At 64.7% G+C, this 15,476-nt stretch carries 17 protein-coding genes; 11 read left to right on the top strand and 6 right to left on the bottom strand.

Annotated features, from left to right (window positions below):
* Positions 1–1,671: ABC transporter ATP-binding protein (locus ACFU4Z_RS12150; RefSeq protein WP_379061934.1), on the top strand; the 1,671-nt coding region annotated here is incomplete at its 5' end.
* Positions 1,672–1,792: 121 nt separating this feature from the next.
* Complete coding sequence (tgt, locus tag ACFU4Z_RS12145) at positions 1,793–3,040, top strand: tRNA guanosine(34) transglycosylase Tgt (protein ID WP_379061932.1); 1,248 nt, start codon at positions 1,793–1,795, stop codon at positions 3,038–3,040.
* A gap of 45 nt (positions 3,041–3,085) precedes the next feature.
* On the opposite strand, the gene ACFU4Z_RS12140 is transcribed toward tgt, so the two are convergent.
* The gene (locus ACFU4Z_RS12140; RefSeq protein WP_379061929.1) at positions 3,086–3,868 is read right to left on the bottom strand and encodes a queuosine precursor transporter; all 783 of its coding nucleotides are present in this window, start codon (positions 3,866–3,868) and stop codon (positions 3,086–3,088) included.
* A gap of 73 nt (positions 3,869–3,941) precedes the next feature.
* Here ACFU4Z_RS12140 and ACFU4Z_RS12135 point away from each other — a divergent pair, with 73 nt between their 5' ends.
* Positions 3,942–4,508: a DUF4190 domain-containing protein gene (locus ACFU4Z_RS12135; protein ID WP_379061927.1), complete on the top strand. Its 567-nt coding sequence runs from the start codon at positions 3,942–3,944 to the stop codon at positions 4,506–4,508.
* Positions 4,509–4,589: 81 nt separating this feature from the next.
* Here the strand turns inward: ACFU4Z_RS12135 and ACFU4Z_RS12130 are convergent, their stop codons facing one another.
* The 3 genes from ACFU4Z_RS12130 to ACFU4Z_RS12120 are packed head-to-tail and all read right to left on the bottom strand — an operon-like array spanning position 4,590 to position 6,812.
* Positions 4,590–5,318, bottom strand: coding sequence for an RDD family protein (locus tag ACFU4Z_RS12130; RefSeq protein WP_379061925.1), 729 nt, complete (start codon positions 5,316–5,318; stop codon positions 4,590–4,592).
* Positions 5,319–5,361: 43 nt separating this feature from the next.
* Positions 5,362–6,273 (bottom strand): tRNA glutamyl-Q(34) synthetase GluQRS, encoded by a 912-nt coding sequence (gluQRS, locus tag ACFU4Z_RS12125; RefSeq protein ID WP_379062531.1) that lies wholly within the window; start codon positions 6,271–6,273, stop codon positions 5,362–5,364.
* 41 nt (positions 6,274–6,314) lie between these two features.
* Positions 6,315–6,812 carry a DUF309 domain-containing protein gene (locus tag ACFU4Z_RS12120; protein ID WP_379061922.1) on the bottom strand — a complete coding sequence of 166 codons (498 nt, stop codon included), beginning with the start codon at positions 6,810–6,812 and terminating at the stop codon, positions 6,315–6,317.
* Positions 6,813–7,229: 417 nt separating this feature from the next.
* Between ACFU4Z_RS12120 and ACFU4Z_RS12115 the strand changes: the two genes are divergently transcribed.
* Positions 7,230–7,439 carry a DUF397 domain-containing protein gene (locus ACFU4Z_RS12115; RefSeq protein ID WP_379061920.1) on the top strand — a complete coding sequence of 70 codons (210 nt, stop codon included), beginning with the start codon at positions 7,230–7,232 and terminating at the stop codon, positions 7,437–7,439.
* Between the two features lie 99 nt (positions 7,440–7,538).
* Here ACFU4Z_RS12115 and ACFU4Z_RS12110 read toward each other — a convergent pair whose 3' ends face one another.
* Entirely contained in the window at positions 7,539–9,182 is a 1,644-nt protein-coding gene (locus ACFU4Z_RS12110) for a cytochrome bc complex cytochrome b subunit (RefSeq protein WP_379061918.1), read from the bottom strand.
* Between the two features lie 169 nt (positions 9,183–9,351).
* On the opposite strand from ACFU4Z_RS12110, the gene ACFU4Z_RS12105 reads away from it, so the two are divergent.
* Positions 9,352–10,791: a wax ester/triacylglycerol synthase domain-containing protein gene (locus tag ACFU4Z_RS12105; protein WP_379061916.1), complete on the top strand. Its 1,440-nt coding sequence runs from the start codon at positions 9,352–9,354 to the stop codon at positions 10,789–10,791.
* A gap of 233 nt (positions 10,792–11,024) precedes the next feature.
* Complete coding sequence (locus ACFU4Z_RS12100; RefSeq protein ID WP_379061914.1) at positions 11,025–11,765, top strand: hypothetical protein; 741 nt, start codon at positions 11,025–11,027, stop codon at positions 11,763–11,765.
* 73 nt (positions 11,766–11,838) lie between these two features.
* Here the strand turns inward: ACFU4Z_RS12100 and ACFU4Z_RS12095 are convergent, their stop codons facing one another.
* Positions 11,839–12,195: a hypothetical protein gene (locus tag ACFU4Z_RS12095; RefSeq protein ID WP_379061912.1), complete on the bottom strand. Its 357-nt coding sequence runs from the start codon at positions 12,193–12,195 to the stop codon at positions 11,839–11,841.
* A 191-nt stretch (positions 12,196–12,386) separates the two neighbouring features.
* On the opposite strand from ACFU4Z_RS12095, the gene ACFU4Z_RS12090 reads away from it, so the two are divergent.
* The 5 genes from ACFU4Z_RS12090 (at position 12,387) to ACFU4Z_RS12070 (ending at position 15,464) form a co-directional block, all read left to right on the top strand.
* A complete protein-coding gene (locus ACFU4Z_RS12090) occupies positions 12,387–13,508 on the top strand; it encodes a CapA family protein (RefSeq protein WP_379061910.1) in 1,122 nt (373 codons plus the stop codon).
* Between the two features lie 201 nt (positions 13,509–13,709).
* Positions 13,710–14,135 carry a hypothetical protein gene (locus tag ACFU4Z_RS12085; RefSeq protein ID WP_379061907.1) on the top strand — a complete coding sequence of 142 codons (426 nt, stop codon included), beginning with the start codon at positions 13,710–13,712 and terminating at the stop codon, positions 14,133–14,135.
* On the top strand, positions 14,132–14,431 hold the full coding sequence (locus ACFU4Z_RS12080) for an SH3-like domain-containing protein (RefSeq protein WP_379061905.1): 300 nt from the start codon (positions 14,132–14,134) through the stop codon (positions 14,429–14,431). Before ACFU4Z_RS12085 ends, ACFU4Z_RS12080 begins: the two co-directional genes overlap by 4 nt.
* Positions 14,428–15,138, top strand: coding sequence for a thiocyanate hydrolase subunit gamma (gene scnC / locus ACFU4Z_RS12075; protein ID WP_379061902.1), 711 nt, complete (start codon positions 14,428–14,430; stop codon positions 15,136–15,138). Before ACFU4Z_RS12080 ends, scnC begins: the two co-directional genes overlap by 4 nt.
* Positions 15,135–15,464 (top strand): ScnB, encoded by a 330-nt coding sequence (locus ACFU4Z_RS12070; protein ID WP_379061900.1) that lies wholly within the window; start codon positions 15,135–15,137, stop codon positions 15,462–15,464. Before scnC ends, ACFU4Z_RS12070 begins: the two co-directional genes overlap by 4 nt.
* Positions 15,465–15,476: the final 12 nt, after the last annotated feature.

The raw sequence follows: 15,476 nt of genomic DNA, 5'->3' as shown, positions 1-15,476 counted from the left end.
GCTACCGAGCCCTGGGGCTCCACGGCCAACACCACCTGCCCCACATGGGGGCGCGCCTGGCCGCTCCCCCCGGCGGGGGGGGCCGACTGCCCCCCCCTCGGCAGGGTGCTGATCCTGGTGCTGCTGCTTTACATCGGCGCGGCGGTGTTCGGCTGGTTGCAGGGCTTCCTGCTCAACATCGTCATCAACCGCACGGTGAAGCGGCTGCGCAGCGATGTCGAGGACAAGCTGCATCGACTTCCCTTGAGCTACTTCGATTCCGCGCCGCGCGGCGATGTGCTCAGCCGGGTCACCAATGACGTCGACAATGTCTCGACGAGCCTGCAGCAGACCATGAGTCAGCTGCTGACCTCGGTGTTCTCGGTGCTCGGCATTCTGATCATGATGTTCTGGATCTCGCCGCTGCTCGCGGTGATCGCGTTGCTCACCGTCCCGGCGGCCATCGTCGTCACCGCGCAGATCGCCAAACGATCCAAGCCGCACTTCGTGAACCAGTGGAAGTACACCGGCATAGTGAACGCCCAGGTCGAAGAGGCCTTCACCGGCCACGAGATCGTCACGGCGTTCGGTCGCAGCCGCGAGGTCGGCGCCGAGTTCGACAAACGCAACGACGACCTCTTCGACGCGAGCTTCAAGGCGCAGTTCATCTCCGGGCTGATCATGCCCGCCATCATGTTTCTCGGGAACGTGAACTTCGTGCTGGTGGCGCTGGTCGGCGGTCTTCGGGTGGCGACGGGCAATATCTCGCTCGGTGAGGTGCAGGCGTTCATCCAGTACTCCCGGCAGTTCAGCCAGCCGCTGACCCAGATCGGCGCGATGGCCAACCTGCTGCAGTCCGGCGTGGCCTCGGCCGAACGGATCTTCGAGATCCTCGACGCCGAAGAGCAATCGCCGGACCCGATGATGGAGAACGCCCGCCCGGTCGATCGCGGCCGCGTGGAATTCGAGGCCGTCTCGTTCCGCTATGAACCGGAGACCCCGATCATCGAACGGCTGTCGCTGGTCGCCGAGCCGGGACACGTGGTTGCCATCGTCGGCCCGACCGGCGCAGGCAAGACCACGCTGGTGAACTTGTTGATGCGGTTCTACGAACTGGACGCGGGCACCATCACGATCGACGACGTCGATATCACCGATATCACCCGCGACCACCTGCGTTCCCGCATCGGCATGGTGCTGCAGGACACCTGGCTGTTCAAGGGCACCATTCGGGAGAACATCGCCTACGGCAATCCGAACGCGAGCGAGCAGGATATTCTCGCCGCCGCCCGCGCCGCCTACGTCGACCGCTTCGTGCACGCGCTGCCACACGGCTACGACACGGTGATCGACGAGGAGGGTTCGGGGGTGAGTGCGGGCGAGAAGCAGCTCATCACCATTGCCCGCGCCTTCCTGGCGAAGCCATCCATCCTGGTGCTCGACGAGGCGACCAGCTCGGTGGACACCCGCACCGAGTCGCTCGTGCAGCACGCGACCGCCGCGCTGCGCCGCGACCGCACCAGCTTCGTCATCGCGCACCGCTTGTCCACCATCCGCGACGCCGACCTGATCGTCGTCATGGAGGCGGGCCGCATCGTCGAACACGGCAGCCACGAGCGCCTGCTCGACGAGCGCGGCGCCTACTACCGCCTCTACAACGCCCAATTCGCAGCGGCCGCCGCCGACGCGTGACCGCCGCGTCGCGCGTCGTGTGCCGGAGGTCGGGCGTTGCTGGTAGTGGTCGCGGACCTGCGGTTATCGCTCGGCCGACGTGCGGCGTCGGTCACCAGGGGCCGCCTGAGAGGATGGCAGCGTGTCCACACCCGAATCCTTCTCCTTCACCGTCACCAACCGCCTCGATGACGGGCGGCACGGTCGGTCGGGCGTGATCAGCACACCGCACGGCTCGATCGCGACGCCCGCGTTCATCCCGGTCGGCACCAAGGCGACGGTGAAGGCGGTGCTGCCCGAGACCATGAAAGAGCTCGGCGCGCAGGCGCTGCTCGCCAACGCCTACCACCTGTACTTGCAGCCCGGCTCGGACATCGTCGACGAGGCGGGCGGGCTCAGCAAGTTCATGAACTGGCCGGGCCCCACGTTCACCGACAGCGGCGGATTCCAGGTGATGTCGCTGGGGGTCGGGTTCAAGAAGGTGCTCGCGATGGAGGCGGTCGACGTGCGCAGCGACGACGTCATCGCCAAAGGCAAGGAGCGGCTGGCGACCGTCGACGACGACGGCGTGACCTTCCGGTCGCACCTGGACGGTTCCAGGCATCGGTTCACGCCCGAGGTGTCGATGGGCATCCAGCATCAGCTCGGCGCGGACATCATGTTCGCCTTCGACGAGCTGACCACCCTGCTCAATACCCGTGGCTACCAAGAGAAGTCGCTGCAGCGCACGCACGAGTGGGCGCAGCGCTGCATCGAGGAGCACGAGCGGCTGACCGCGGCGCGCACCCATCGCCCGTATCAGGCGCTGTTCGCGGTGATCCAGGGCGCGCAGTACGAAGATCTGCGCCGCAAGGCCTGCCGCGAGCTGGAATCGATCCGGGGCAGCGCTGGAACGGGTTTCGACGGCTACGGCATCGGCGGTGCGCTGGAGAAGCACAACCTCGGGGCCATCGTCGGCTGGTGCTGCGACGAACTGCCCGAGGAAAAGCCACGTCACATGCTCGGCATCAGTGAGCCGGAGGACATCTTCACCGCAGTGGAAAACGGTGCCGACACCTTCGACTGCGTGAACCCCTCCCGGGTCGCCCGCAATGCCGCCATCTACGTCGCCGAGGGCCGATTCAATATCAACACCGCCAGGTTCCGGCGCGATTTCACACCTATCGACGACACCTGTGACTGCTACACCTGCGCCCATTACACGCGCGCTTACATCCATCACCTGTTCAAGGCGAAGGAGATGCTCGCCTCGACGCTGTGCACAATCCACAACGAGCGCTACACGATTCGATTGGTCGACCGCATCAGAGACAGCATCGAGGGCGGTTACTTCGACGACTACAAGGCCGCGACCCTCGGTGTCTGGAAGGGCCGCATCGCGACCCCGTGAGCCCCGCCGCCGGCCGACGCCGACGCGGGGACGACGGGGCGCGAATCAGACATGCAGCGGGTCGGATTCCCTTGGTGCATAGCTCGGTTCGCGCTTCTTGAGGATCGCGATCGCCCGATAGGTGATCGGCATGACGAGCACCTCGCACAGCGTCTTCCACACGAATCCGACAATGACGTAATTCACGAACTGACGCCAGCTGTCGATGCCGATCGCAGTGGCCGCGATCGAGCAGAAGATCAAGGTGTCGGCCAGCTCGCCGACGATGGTGGAGCCGATCAACCTGGCCCACAGGTGGTTCTCCCTGGTGCGTTCCTTGATCAAGACCAACGTCGCCGAGTTGAGCAGCTGGCCGACGAAATATCCGGCGAGGCCCGCGGCAACCAGCTGCGGCGTGGTGCCGATGACGGTGCGGAACGCCTCCTGGTTCTCGTAGAACACCGCGGCGGGCAGCCGGATGGCGATGCTGAAGCACAGAACGGTCAGCAGCAGGGCGCCGAAACCGTAGTAGATGGCCCGGCGGGTGGCACGGAAGCCGTACACCTCGCTGAGCACATCGCCGAGGATGTAGGCCAGGGGGAAGAGGAAGAAGGCGCCGTCGGTGGAGATCGGCAGTATCTCCACGGGCCCGACCTGCACCGAATGATCGGTGAAGAACTGGACGCCTTTTGTCGCGCAGATATTGGAAATGATCAGCGTTGCGGTGAACAACGCCACGATGGGTGTGTAGTACCCCCGCGCGACCTGGGCGAATGCCGCATGGTCCGGCGCGGGGCGCCCAGACTCTTCATGTACTTCGGTTTTGTTCGACTCACTCACGCGCTTCATCCAACCAGGTCGTGCACGAGGGGCTGCCGACTTCGGCCGGACTGCGTGCGGCTGTACCCATTAGGCTGTAGCAATGACGAAGCCCGGCGATTCCGACGAGTGGTGGAAGCAATACGGCGGCGAAGGCGTGTCGCCGGAAGCTGGCGCACCAAGCTCGGTACCGCAATATCCGACCGCTGAACCGTCCGGATATCCGTCGGCTCCGCAGTATCCGCAGCAGTCCGCTCCGCAGTATCCGCAGCAGTCGGCTCCGCAGTACCCGCAGCAGCCCGCGCCGCAGATGACACCGCCGCCGCAGCCGCAGTACCCGAGCTACCAGACGCCGCCGCAGGTCGCGCAGCCGTATCCGCAGCCGCCCAACTACGCATACCAGAATGCGTACCAGCCCTACGGCTATCCCCAGCCGCAAGGCACGAGCGGCATGGCCATCGGCGCGCTGATCTCGTCCCTGGCCGGGTTCGTCACCTGTGGCATCGGGTCGATCGTCGGGATCATCCTCGGCGTCATCGCGCTGAATCAGATCAAGGATTCCGGTCAGGAAGGTCGCGGCATGGCGCTCGCGGGCATCTGGATCGGTGTCGGCGTTATCGCCCTGTCGGTGCTGTGGTTTGTTGTGGTGATCATCGCAGGCAGCGCCTGAACTTCGAACTCTCCGAAAACGTCAGGGGCGCACCCGATATCGGGTGCGCCCCTGACGTGTGTCGTGGTCGTGCGAGGCGTGTCAGCTCTTGACGACCTGGGTGCCGCCGGCGAACTTGTCGTGCCAGCCCTGCTTGTTCGGGTCCTGCGAGGTGGAGATGATCATGTAGATGATCAGGCCGAGCGAGATCAGGCCACCGACACACGGGATGATCGACGCCGCGACGTAGATGTTGCGCTTGAGCGAGGTCTCGGGATCGATCTTCGCCGCACCACCGGGCGCGAGGACCTTGAGTCCGAGAATCTTCTTGCCGAGGGTGGTGCCCTGGGTGGTCTCCATGCCGACGAAGTAGCCGAGCAGTGCCAGCGAAACCACCGCGCCGTTGATGAACTGGCCGGTGTTGCTGAAGCCGAAGATCAGCAGAATGATGATGGAGACCGGGATTCCGACGATCAGGTGGTCGATGACACGGGCACCGATCCTGGTCCCGATGTCACCGGGCTGTCCGCCGTAACCGCCCTGCTGCCCGCCGTACTGCGGCTGCTGCGGATAGGGCTGACCGTAGGGGTCCTGGCCGTACTGGGGCTGCTGCCCGTACTGCGGCGGCGGCTGCTGCTGCCCGTACTGGGGCTGCTGGCCGTACTGCGGCGGCTGCCCGTACTGGGGCGGCTGCTGCTGGCCGTAGGGATCCTGGGGCGGCTGCTGCCCGTACTGCGGCGGCTGCTGCCCGTACGGATCCGGCTGGCCGCCTTGCGGATACTGCTGCCCGCCTTGCGGATGCTTGTTGGGGTCGTACCCACCGCTTGTCATATTCAATCCTCGTCAGTGATCAGTAGATCGGTCGCTGCGTACGTTACGGACATCGGCTGCGTTGCAACAACCCATTCTCGTCGAGTATCCACGGTTCGTCAGGCAGATCGGCGGGTGTGAAACCGGCGAGGACCTCGATCGGGGACAACGGCGGATATCCGAGCGAACAGGCCAGCGCCGCGGCGACCTGTTCGGGCGTGTTGCCCAGTGCGAGTTGATCGGCGAGTGTCACCGCGCCGTCGCGTTTGGCCAGGCGAATTCCGTCCTTGTTCAACACCAGCGGTACATGCGCGTACTGGGGAACAGGCAGTCCGAGCAGCGTTGCGAGATACGCCTGCCGCGGTGTGGACGTCAGCAGGTCGTCGCCGCGCACCACCTGATCCACGCCTTGCGCCGCGTCGTCGACCACGACGGCGAGGTTGTAGGCGGGCGTGCCGTCGCCGCGGCGCAGCACGACGTCGTCCACCTGGCCGCGATAGCGCCCGTGTAGTGCATCGACGATCTCGAACTCCGCCACCGAGGCGCGCAGTCGCAGTGCGGCGGGTCTGCCGTTGGTGTGGTGTTCGGCACGTTCGGCCTCGCTCAGCGCGCGGCAGGTGCCGGGATATAAGCCCATCGGCGCGTGCGGTGCGGTCGCCGCCTGCTGTATTTCTCTTCTGGTGCAATAGCACTCGTACACGAGCCCGGCCTCGGTCAGCCGATCGATCGCCGCTTGGTAGCGGGGCAGCCGCTCGGATTGCCTGATCACCGGTCCGTCCCAGTCGAGACCGATCGCGGCCAGATCGGCCAGCTGCCGCGCCTGTGCGCCGGGGCGCACTCGATCCAGATCCTCTATGCGCATCAGGAAGCGCCTGCCCGATGCGCGGGCGAACAGCCAGGCCAGCAGTGCGGTGCGCAGGTTTCCGAGGTGCAGGTCGCCCGACGGGCTCGGTGCGTACCGGCCCGCGCCTGTCATCGCATTTGGAAAGCGCACATTTGTCATCGTAGGCGGAGTGGTCAGCTCAGTAGTTGTGGCCTGAGCCGGTCAGCGGGAATTGGCGTTTCGGAATCCAGCTCGATGAGCAAGGCTTCGGCGTGCGCGATCAAGCCCGCACGGTCGATTCCATAGGGCACGGCGGTCTCCGCTTCGCCGCTATTGTCCGGCTGGTAGGCGCTGAGCCGGGTCACGGCGCGGGCGAGCAGCGTGCGCGCGCCCTTGGGATTGCCGCGCTGGATGTGCGTCAGACCGACGGCGTATTGCGCGAGACCCTGCCACAGCATCCGCTCGGCGAACGGTCCGTTCTTCCATGCGGCCTCCAATACCTCGTGTGCGTTGAATGCCAGGCCTTCATCCAGCAGTTGCTGAGCGTAGGAAAGAGTTTGCTGGGGAGGCAGATTCAGGTCATCCGGAATTCGCGGTATACCGGGGCTGCCAGGGGGTAGCGGGCGCCCGAACCTGTCGCGTGGGCGAGGATTGCGGGCACGACCTGCCTCGTCGCGGGGGCGTTCGACCATGCCCCTCATGATCCACGGCCTGTTGCGAAGCTGTCGAGGGAAGGGCGCCCTTGGTGATTAATTGACGGATCACGGAGTAATCACACCGGTGTAAAAGTTAGCGGTGTACCTGTTGTCCGAATGAAAGTCACCGCCCGGCAATGTCCCCGCAACTTTTCATCTTCGCAAGATTGGCAAATGCGATGATTGAACCGGCAAGAGATCGGCAAATTATCGATGAACCTGCTAGTCTTTAGCCCGCGGGGGCAACCCCGGGGGTGTATTCCACCTCGAGCGCAGTGCGATCACGACGCACCGTGAAAGCGGCGCGCTACCACTAGGCGCACCACGGGATTCGGCGTTCCTGCCGAGTGCCGGTGCTAGTTAGAGCGATGTCAGAAGAATTCTCGTTCTCGACGCAGCAAAGGAGCTAGTGCCGTGGAGGTTGATTTTACGGGCGCTGTGTGGCGCAAGAGCACACACAGTGGTCCCGACGGGAACTGCGTGGAAGTCGCATTTCTCGTCGACGGCAACATAGCGGTTCGCGACACCAAGAACAACGGACGTGGTCCGGCGCTGGCATTCGCGCCGGGTGAATGGGACGCATTCCTAACGGGAGTAGCAGCGGGGGAGTTCGGTCGCGCTTAACCGAAGTCGCGTCGAACCGGCCAGCACGGGCCCCGAGTCGAAGAGGACTTGGGGCCTTCGCGCTGTTCAGGGGCGGTGTGCAGACCTCGGGCTCCCAACTCAGTGCGACCCGTGGCCGTTACCGGCGTGGCCGTTGACCTGGTCCTGATACCGCCGCAGCACGGCGAGCTGCTTGCGCTCTTCCTCGTGCTCGACCGCGAGGTTGCCCTCGGACTCCTGCCTGGGGTCGGCGAGTAGGAAGGCGCCGGTGCCAGGCTTGCCCGCCGCGCCGAGCTTGCTCATTTTCTTCGGTACCGGCGCACCTTGGTATTCCAAGGGAATCGGATGGCCGTGGTCGTCCACCGGGCCGAGCGGCTGGTGGATTTCGATGTACTCGCCGTGCGGCAGCCGCTTGATCACGCCGGTTTCCACGCCGTGCTCGAGCACCGCCCGATCGCTGCGCTGTAGGCCGAGGCAGATCCGGTACGCGATGAAGTACGCGATCGGTGGGGCGATCAGGATGCCGATCCGGCCCATCCAGGTGGTCGCATTGAGGGAGATGTCGAACTTGTAGGCGAGAATGTCGTTGACGCACGAGAGGGTCAGCACCACGTAGAAGGCGATCACCATGGCGCCGATTGCGGTGCGCACCGGTACATCTCGCGGGCGCTGCAGCAGGTTGTGGGCGACCGTGTCTCTGGTCAGCCGCTTCTCGATCCACGGGTAGGCGATGAGCAGTGTGAACACCAGTCCCATCATCAGCGCGCCCCAGACCGGCGCCGGTACCGTGTAGCGGCCCAAATACAGCTCCCACGGTGGTATCAGGCGCATCATGCCGTCGGTCCACATCATGTAGAAGTCCGGCTGTGAACCCGCGGAGACTTGAGAAGGGTTGTAGGGGCCCATATTCCAGATCGGATTGATCTGCAGCAGGCCGCCCATGATCGCCACGATGCCGAGGGTGAAGGCGAAGAACGCGCCCTGGTCCGCGGCGAACACCGGCACGATGCGCGCGCCGACCACGTTGTTCTCGGTGCGGCCGGGGCCGGGGAACTGGGTGTGCTTCTGGTACCAGACCAGCGCGACGTGCGCGGCGATCAGCGCGAGCATGATGCCAGGGAACAGCAGCACGTGCGCGATGAACAGGCGCGGGATGATGATGTTGCCCGGATAGTCGCCGCCGAACATCAGCCAGTGCATCCAGGTGCCGATGATCGGTAGGCCAAGCGTGATCGAGGAGAACGCCGCGCGTAGGCCGGTGCCGGACAGCAGATCGTCGGGTAGCGAGTAACCGAAGAATCCCTCGAACATCGCCATGATGAGCAGCAGCGAGCCGATCACCCAATTCGCCTCACGCGGCTTGCGGAACGCACCGGTGAAGAAGATACGGAACAGGTGCACGATGATCGACGCCGCGAACAGCAGCGCGGCCCAGTGGTGGACCTGGCGGACGAACAGGCCACCGCGCACCTCGAAGGAGATGTTCAGCGACGTTTCGTAGGCCCGCGACATGGTCACGCCGCGCAGTGGCTGGTAGGCGCCGTTGTAGACGACCTCGGTCATAGACGGATCGAAGAACAGGGTCAGGTAGACACCCGACAGCAGCAGGATGATGAAGCAATAGAGGGCGATCTCGCCGAGCAGGAACGACCAGTGGGTCGGGAAGACCTTGTTGATCGACCGTTTGACGAATGCCGCAGCCCGGTATCGCTCGTCCGCGGCATCGGCTTGCGCGCTGAGCTTGCTACCTATCTGACCAGCCATGATCGACACCCCGCCCTTTGGGTGAGTGAGATTTTGTTCTACTACAGACGGTAGCAGAGGAACTGGTCAGAATCGATAGGTTTCACCGAACGCCGCTGCGGAACAAGATCATTCAGCACCGGCCCGCCCGCTCAGGCCGCCGCGAACAACGGCCGATATTGTTCGAGGGGTGAGCTCGGTGGCACCCCAGGACGCGACGATGTACTGGCTGTCGAAGCGCACTCGCAATGATCTGTTTCTGCTGTATTGCTTCGCCGACTCCGGCAGTCCGGCCGCGGAGCTGCGTGAGCTGGTTGCCCGGCGCAGCGCACGCATACCCGACTTGCGTGTTCGCTTGCGTGAAGTGCCCGCGGATCTGGGCTATCCCTCATGGATACCCTGCGATTTCGCCGCCGAGCAATTTGTGGAACACCTACCGACGGAATCGAATTGGCCGACTGTGTTGAATGAGCTCGGCAAACTACTCGGTACCGTCCTGGATGCGGCGGTGCGCCCCTGGCGATTGCACCTTTTCCGTGACGTCATCGGAGTACCGGGTCAGCCGCCCGATGCGGCTCCAGTGACCGTGGTGGTGCTCCAGATGTCGCATGCCCTCGCCGACGGGCGACGTGCCGCGCGGATCGCCCGCGCGCTGTTCTCGGAGTCCGATACGGCCGACCAGGAGCGCACCGGCTCCCGACCGCGCACGACGCCGCCGAGGTCGGCGCCCGCCGGCTTCGCGCTGCTCGATGCCGCTAGGACGGCTGCCGCGGTCGGGTTGCTGCGGATGCCGATCCAGGTGATGCGGACCGCCGTGCGCGGCTATCACGCCTACCGGTCGCAGCGGGAGCTGGCCGAGCTCACCGCCGCCGGGCAGGTGCCCGCGCCGGGGCCGGACTTCACGCCCAGCCTGGTCAACCCCTCGGCGGAGGTCGGCGATTCGGATCATCGAGTGCGCATGATCGTTCGCACGCCGGATCAGTTGCGCATCCCCGACCGGACGGTGACCGTGGTCGTGCTGACCGCGGTATCACTCGCGCTCACGCGCTACCTCCACTCACGCGGTGCACAGGTGGATCGGCTGGGCGCGCAGGTGCCGATGTCGCTGCCAGGGGCGTCCGCGCCCCGCAACAACTACCGCAGCCTCGGCGTCGACCTCTTCGTCGGCGAACCCGATATCCGCCTGCGCTCGCGTCGCATCGCCGATGCGCTCGGTGACCGGATAGCCCGCGCCGGGCATCCGCTGCTCGCCGCGCAAGACCGAGTCACCGCCGTCGTCCCCGCCGCCCTGCTGCGTCGCGACATCGATCGCTACCCGCTCGACACCGTCCCCGATTCGATCGCGGGCCACACCGTGGTCTCCAGCGTCCATCGCGGCCCCGCCGACCTCACTTTCGGCGGCGGCCGAGTCCTGTTCACCGCGGGTTTCCCCGCACTGGGCTCGGTCATGCACCTGACCCACGGCGTGCACGGCCTCAGCGCGGATACCGAGGGCCGTGGCGCGACGATCACGATTTCGATCCACGCCGACTCCACGGTGCTGCCGGACATCGATGCCTACGCGGAGCTGCTGGTCGCGGCGTTGGGTGAGATAGCGCAGGCGCACGAGGCCGCAGGCGGAGTCGACTGATTCGGGCTCCGGCAAGGTAGGCGACCGACCACGGTTCGATGCGGCTCGGACCCACCGGTGCGGGCATGGCACGCGCGCGAGGCTACCGCCGGTCTGGACCGGACATGCAGTACTTCTACTCATGACCGGACCGTGTCCGCATGCTCGAATGTATGGGACGCCCGGACCTTTCACCCGGCCGTCGCTGATCGCCGCGGTACTCCCGGATCGGCCGCACAGCAGGGGGCACGAGCATGTCGACACCGAATACCCGTTCGTCCGAGCATGTTTCGGTGGGCCAGTGGATTGCGCGAGCGATCGCCATCGCGGTGCTCATTCCGGTGCGTCTGCTCTGGGAGGGTGTCGGACTACTCGGTCGCCTCGCGCTGGCCGTGCTGCACTTCATATGGACCGAACTGCTGGATCCCTTCTGCCGCATCGCCTTTCACTGGGTTTTGCGCCCCGCATGGGCGTTCGTCAAGGACTTCCTCTGGGGCTGGCTGCTCCAGCACGTCCTCTGGGGCATGGTCCTCACCCCGCTCGGTGCGTTGCTGCTCGACTTCCTCCTGCGCCCGCTGCGCCGTGCGGTGGAGGAGTTTCTGTGGCGGCGTGTGCTGCGACCCGGGGCGGTATGGCTGACGCGAGAGGTGTTGCTCCCTATCGCATCCGCCGTGTTCACGATGCTGTGCACGGTGTTCGAGTACCTGATCGTCCGGCCGCTCTCGCTGCTGTGGCGATGGATCCTGCGCCCGCTGTGGCGAATGCTGCGCGCGACCCTTCGCTACGCGTGGCGGTCGGCGACGATCATCGTCGGCGTCCTGGTGGTGATCCCGTGCCGCGCCGTATACCGCACCATCCTGCGTCCGGTATTCGCCGCGATCGCCGTCGCCTGGCAGGCGCTGGTCGTCCGCCCCGTTCGCTGGGTCCACGTGAACATCGTGACGCCGATGAACAGGTGGGCCACCGAGATCGTGGCCAGCGTTTTCGGCCGCTGATTCGTCGATTCCGTTGTCCTGCCGCAGCGGCTGTCGACCGGTGGGCTCCTCGGCGCTGTGTCCGTTCAATCAGCTATTTGCTGAACCAGCCATTGGGTGACATGTTGTTCCAGCCGTGGTTCCCGCCCTGTTTCTCGCCCTCTTTCCCGCCTGACTTCCAGCCCTGGTTCCAGGCTGGGGGTTCGCATTCTTCGTCCTCGCTGTCGCTCTCCTTGCCATTGTTCAAGGTCCATTGGCTGTCGCGATTACACCATGGGTCGTCGCTGCCACATTGAGGGAAATTTGTCTGCACCACGCCGGGTGCAGCCGTTGGTGCCGCCATAGCAGGAATCGCTGACGCCGTCGTAGGAATCGCGATCGCGGCCCCCACAAGCGCGAAATTAGCCAGTAGCCGGCACGTGCCGGTGCTGTGGATCCTGTTGATAATCATGATGCCTTCTTCCGGCGAGTTCGTCACGCGGACGCGACTCGCCGATTGTCGAGCTCACTGATATTCCCCGACTTTCTGATCTTAAGACTGTGCCACCGGCTATCGCCAGCGCTGCACGACGATGTTTATTTATGCACTGTGGCGGATCGCGCGGACGGCCACTGGAATTTCTGATTTCCATGCATTCGGAAATGATCGACAATGGTGGTATGGCGACGGTGCTGCTGGGCGGCGACGTCATGCTGGGCCGCGGAGTGGATCAGATTCTGCCGCATCCCGGCGATCCCAGGCTGCGCGAACGATATGTCGACGACGCGCGGACATATGTGGAGTTGGCCGAGCGTGTGCACGGCCCATTCGCCCGTCCGGTGGATTTCCGCCGGCCGTGGGGTGATGTTCTGCCGATCCTGGCGCAGTTCGACCCCGACGTGCGGTTGATCAACCTGGAAACCGCGATCACGGCCGACGGCGCATTCGACCCCGTCAAAGGCATCCACTACCGGATGAACCCGGACAACGTGCCGGTGTTGACCGTTGTCGCACCGGTCGTCTGCGCACTGGCCAACAATCACATCCTCGATTTCGGTATCCAGGGCCTGGCCGACACCCTCGAAGCGCTCGATTACCCGGGCATCCACCGCGTCGGAGCGGGTGCGGATCTCGACAACGCCCTGGCCCCGGCGATATCAACACTCGAGGACGGACGTCGGGTGGTGATCGTCTCGGTCGCGGCGGGATCGAGCGGGGTTCCGGAATGCTGGGCCGCAGGTCGTGATCAGCCAGGGCTGTGGCGGGTCGGTTATTCGCCGAGTGTTCGCGCAGCCGACGAGGTGGCGGCAGAAGTGCTGGCGCATAAGCGTGTTCACGATATCGCTATCGTCTCCATACATTGGGGCCCCAACTGGGGCTACGGAGTGCCGCCGAGCGAAACGCAGTTCGCGCACCGGTTGATCGATGCCGGCGTCGATCTGGTGCACGGGCATTCCGCACACCATCCGCGGCCGATCGAAATCTATCGGGGCAAACCGATTCTGTACGGGTGCGGCGATGTCATCGACGACTACGAGGGCATCCGTGGCTATGAGCGGTACCGCCCCGATCTTCGTCTGCTGTATCTGGTGTCCATCGATGTCGACGTGATGGAAGTGAGAATGATTCCGCTGCGGGTGCGGCGCATGCGCCTCGAATCGGCCGCGCGCAGCGAATCCCGATGGCTGTGCGAGACCATTGAGCACATAAGCCGCGGCTTCGGCACCCATGTGGCACAGCGGCACGACGACCTGCCCGTGGTATTCACGGACTCGAAACGCTGAGCTTGAGCCCTTTCAGCAAAGCGATCTTGACGTGTACCCTTGGCAATCGGACGACGCAATTGTGATCGGTATCACATCGCCGCCGGTGTTCACCACTTGCGGGATCGTAGGCCAGCCGCCCTGGCGGGTGGCCATAGCTTGGCGTGCGCCGTATGTAATCACCCTGTCGGGAGATATCGGATCTGTCGCAACGGAGACCTCATGAGTTCACCGAACCGATTCGACGAACTTCAACATCGCGTCGCAGACATCGCTCCAGTGTTCCGTACCCCGCTTGATTCCCCGTACGAGATCTCGAACGCATTGTTTGCCGCTCTCCGCCACGTCCTGCACGACGTCGGCGGACAGCCGGATATGCCGGTCGAATACAAGGAAAAAGTCGAAGAACCCTGGGAGATGAACACTTACGTTACGTGCGAATGCCTCGGCTGGCGTGGCGTGTGGAATTCCGAGGAACGCCGTCGGGCCGAGAACGACCTCGGCGCGACGCTGTACTTCGGTCTGCCCTATTACGCCCGTTGGGCGACCGTCGCCGCGAAATATCTGGTCAACAAGGGTTTGATCACCCCCGACGAGCTGTCGGCGAAATTGGACGAGGTACGCGCACGGATGGAGTCGCGGGCATGACCAGGAAGTACGAGATCGGCGATCGCGTCCGGGTTCGGGACAAGACGTCGATGTTCCACACCCGCACCCAGGCATACACCCGCGGACGCACCGGTGTTGTCGTCGAACACCGGCCCGAGTGGGTGATTCCGGAGGACGAGGCATGGGGCCGCGACGACGGCCGCTTCGAACCGTTCTACGTGGTGCGGTTCCGCCAGATAGATCTGTGGCCCAAATACACCGGCTTCGCCGTCGACACCCTGGAGACGGAGGTCTCCGAGCGTTGGCTCGAGCCCGCAGAGGAGGATGCCAAGTGAGTCAGACCCACGATCACGGGGCGCACGCAGCGATCCAGACCACCGGAGAGATCAGCGAGTTCGAGGTCCTCGAGACGGCGATTCGCGAGCTCGCCATCGAAAAGGGCCTCTTCTCGCAGGAAGATCACCGACGGTTCTCCGAGTGGGCCGAATCGGTCGGTCCGCACGGCGGATCGACATTGGTCGCGAAGGCGTGGACGGATCCAGATTTCAAGGCGCGCCTGCTCGCCGACGGGACCGAGACGTGCAAGGAGATCGGCATCGACTGGCGTGACCCGACCGGCTCCGGAACGCCGAGCGACTACACCTACTTCTACGTGCTGGAGAACACGCCCGAGGTGCACAACGTGATCGTGTGCACGCTGTGTTCGTGCTACCCGCGCCCGGTGCTCGGTATGTCTCCTGACTGGTACCGCACCCCCAATTACCGCCGGCGCCTCGTGCGTTGGCCCCGCGAGGTACTCGCCGAATTCGGCTTGCACTTTCCACCCGACGTCGAGGTCCGGGTGCACGACTCGAACCAGAAATCCCGGTTCATGGTGATGCCGATGCGGCCCGAAGGCACCGAGGGCTGGACGGAGGAGCAACTGGCGGCCATCGTCACTCGGGACACGATGATCGGCGTGGCGCTGCCGCAGGTCGACTGGACCGCGCAGGCGCCGCCGGACCAGGTCGAAGCCGCCACGGGACGAGGTGGTCGGCAGTGACCAGCGGTCCGTACGAGATTCTCCTGCACACATTGGATCCCGAGTCGCGACGGGAGAGCACGCTTCCCGAACTCGACCGCAAGCCGGACCCGTGGGAGTCGAGCATGCAGGCGACGTGCGAATGCCTGTCCTGGCGAGGCGCATTGGACAACCTGGAACGCCGCCATGTCGAGGATGCGCTCGGCGAGACGATCTACCACGACTTCCCCGTGCGAACCCGATCGGTAGTGGTGACGGCCCACACGCTGATGGATCGCGGATTGATCGCCCCGGAGGAGTTGCGTGCGCGAATGGAGGTGATTCGGGCGCGGTGGCACCGGGAGTAGCGATGCTGCCCG

It is taken from the genome of Nocardia sp. NPDC057440 (assembly GCF_042802915.1).
Taxonomy (GTDB): domain Bacteria; phylum Actinomycetota; class Actinomycetes; order Mycobacteriales; family Mycobacteriaceae; genus Nocardia.
The sequence above is the reverse complement of the archived record's forward strand: the minus strand, read 5'-3'. Positions and strand labels throughout refer to the sequence as shown.

What these genes read in the sequence shown, in the direction of transcription:
- ACFU4Z_RS12090 (WP_379061910.1), top strand. Translation starts at nt 12,387, where the DNA reads ATGATCGACAATGGTGGTATGGCGACGGTGCTGCTGGGCGGCGACGTC.
- ACFU4Z_RS12095 (WP_379061912.1), bottom strand. Translation starts at nt 12,195, where the DNA reads ATGATTATCAACAGGATCCACAGCACCGGCACGTGCCGGCTACTGGCT.
- ACFU4Z_RS12100 (WP_379061914.1), top strand. Translation starts at nt 11,025, where the DNA reads ATGTCGACACCGAATACCCGTTCGTCCGAGCATGTTTCGGTGGGCCAG.
- ACFU4Z_RS12120 (WP_379061922.1), bottom strand. Translation starts at nt 6,812, where the DNA reads ATGGTCGAACGCCCCCGCGACGAGGCAGGTCGTGCCCGCAATCCTCGC.
- ACFU4Z_RS12080 (WP_379061905.1), top strand. Translation starts at nt 14,132, where the DNA reads ATGACCAGGAAGTACGAGATCGGCGATCGCGTCCGGGTTCGGGACAAG.
- ACFU4Z_RS12135 (WP_379061927.1), top strand. Translation starts at nt 3,942, where the DNA reads ATGACGAAGCCCGGCGATTCCGACGAGTGGTGGAAGCAATACGGCGGC.
- ACFU4Z_RS12085 (WP_379061907.1), top strand. Translation starts at nt 13,710, where the DNA reads ATGAGTTCACCGAACCGATTCGACGAACTTCAACATCGCGTCGCAGAC.
- gluQRS (WP_379062531.1), bottom strand. Translation starts at nt 6,273, where the DNA reads ATGACAGGCGCGGGCCGGTACGCACCGAGCCCGTCGGGCGACCTGCAC.
- ACFU4Z_RS12130 (WP_379061925.1), bottom strand. Translation starts at nt 5,318, where the DNA reads ATGACAAGCGGTGGGTACGACCCCAACAAGCATCCGCAAGGCGGGCAG.
- ACFU4Z_RS12140 (WP_379061929.1), bottom strand. Translation starts at nt 3,868, where the DNA reads ATGAAGCGCGTGAGTGAGTCGAACAAAACCGAAGTACATGAAGAGTCT.
- ACFU4Z_RS12110 (WP_379061918.1), bottom strand. Translation starts at nt 9,182, where the DNA reads ATGGCTGGTCAGATAGGTAGCAAGCTCAGCGCGCAAGCCGATGCCGCG.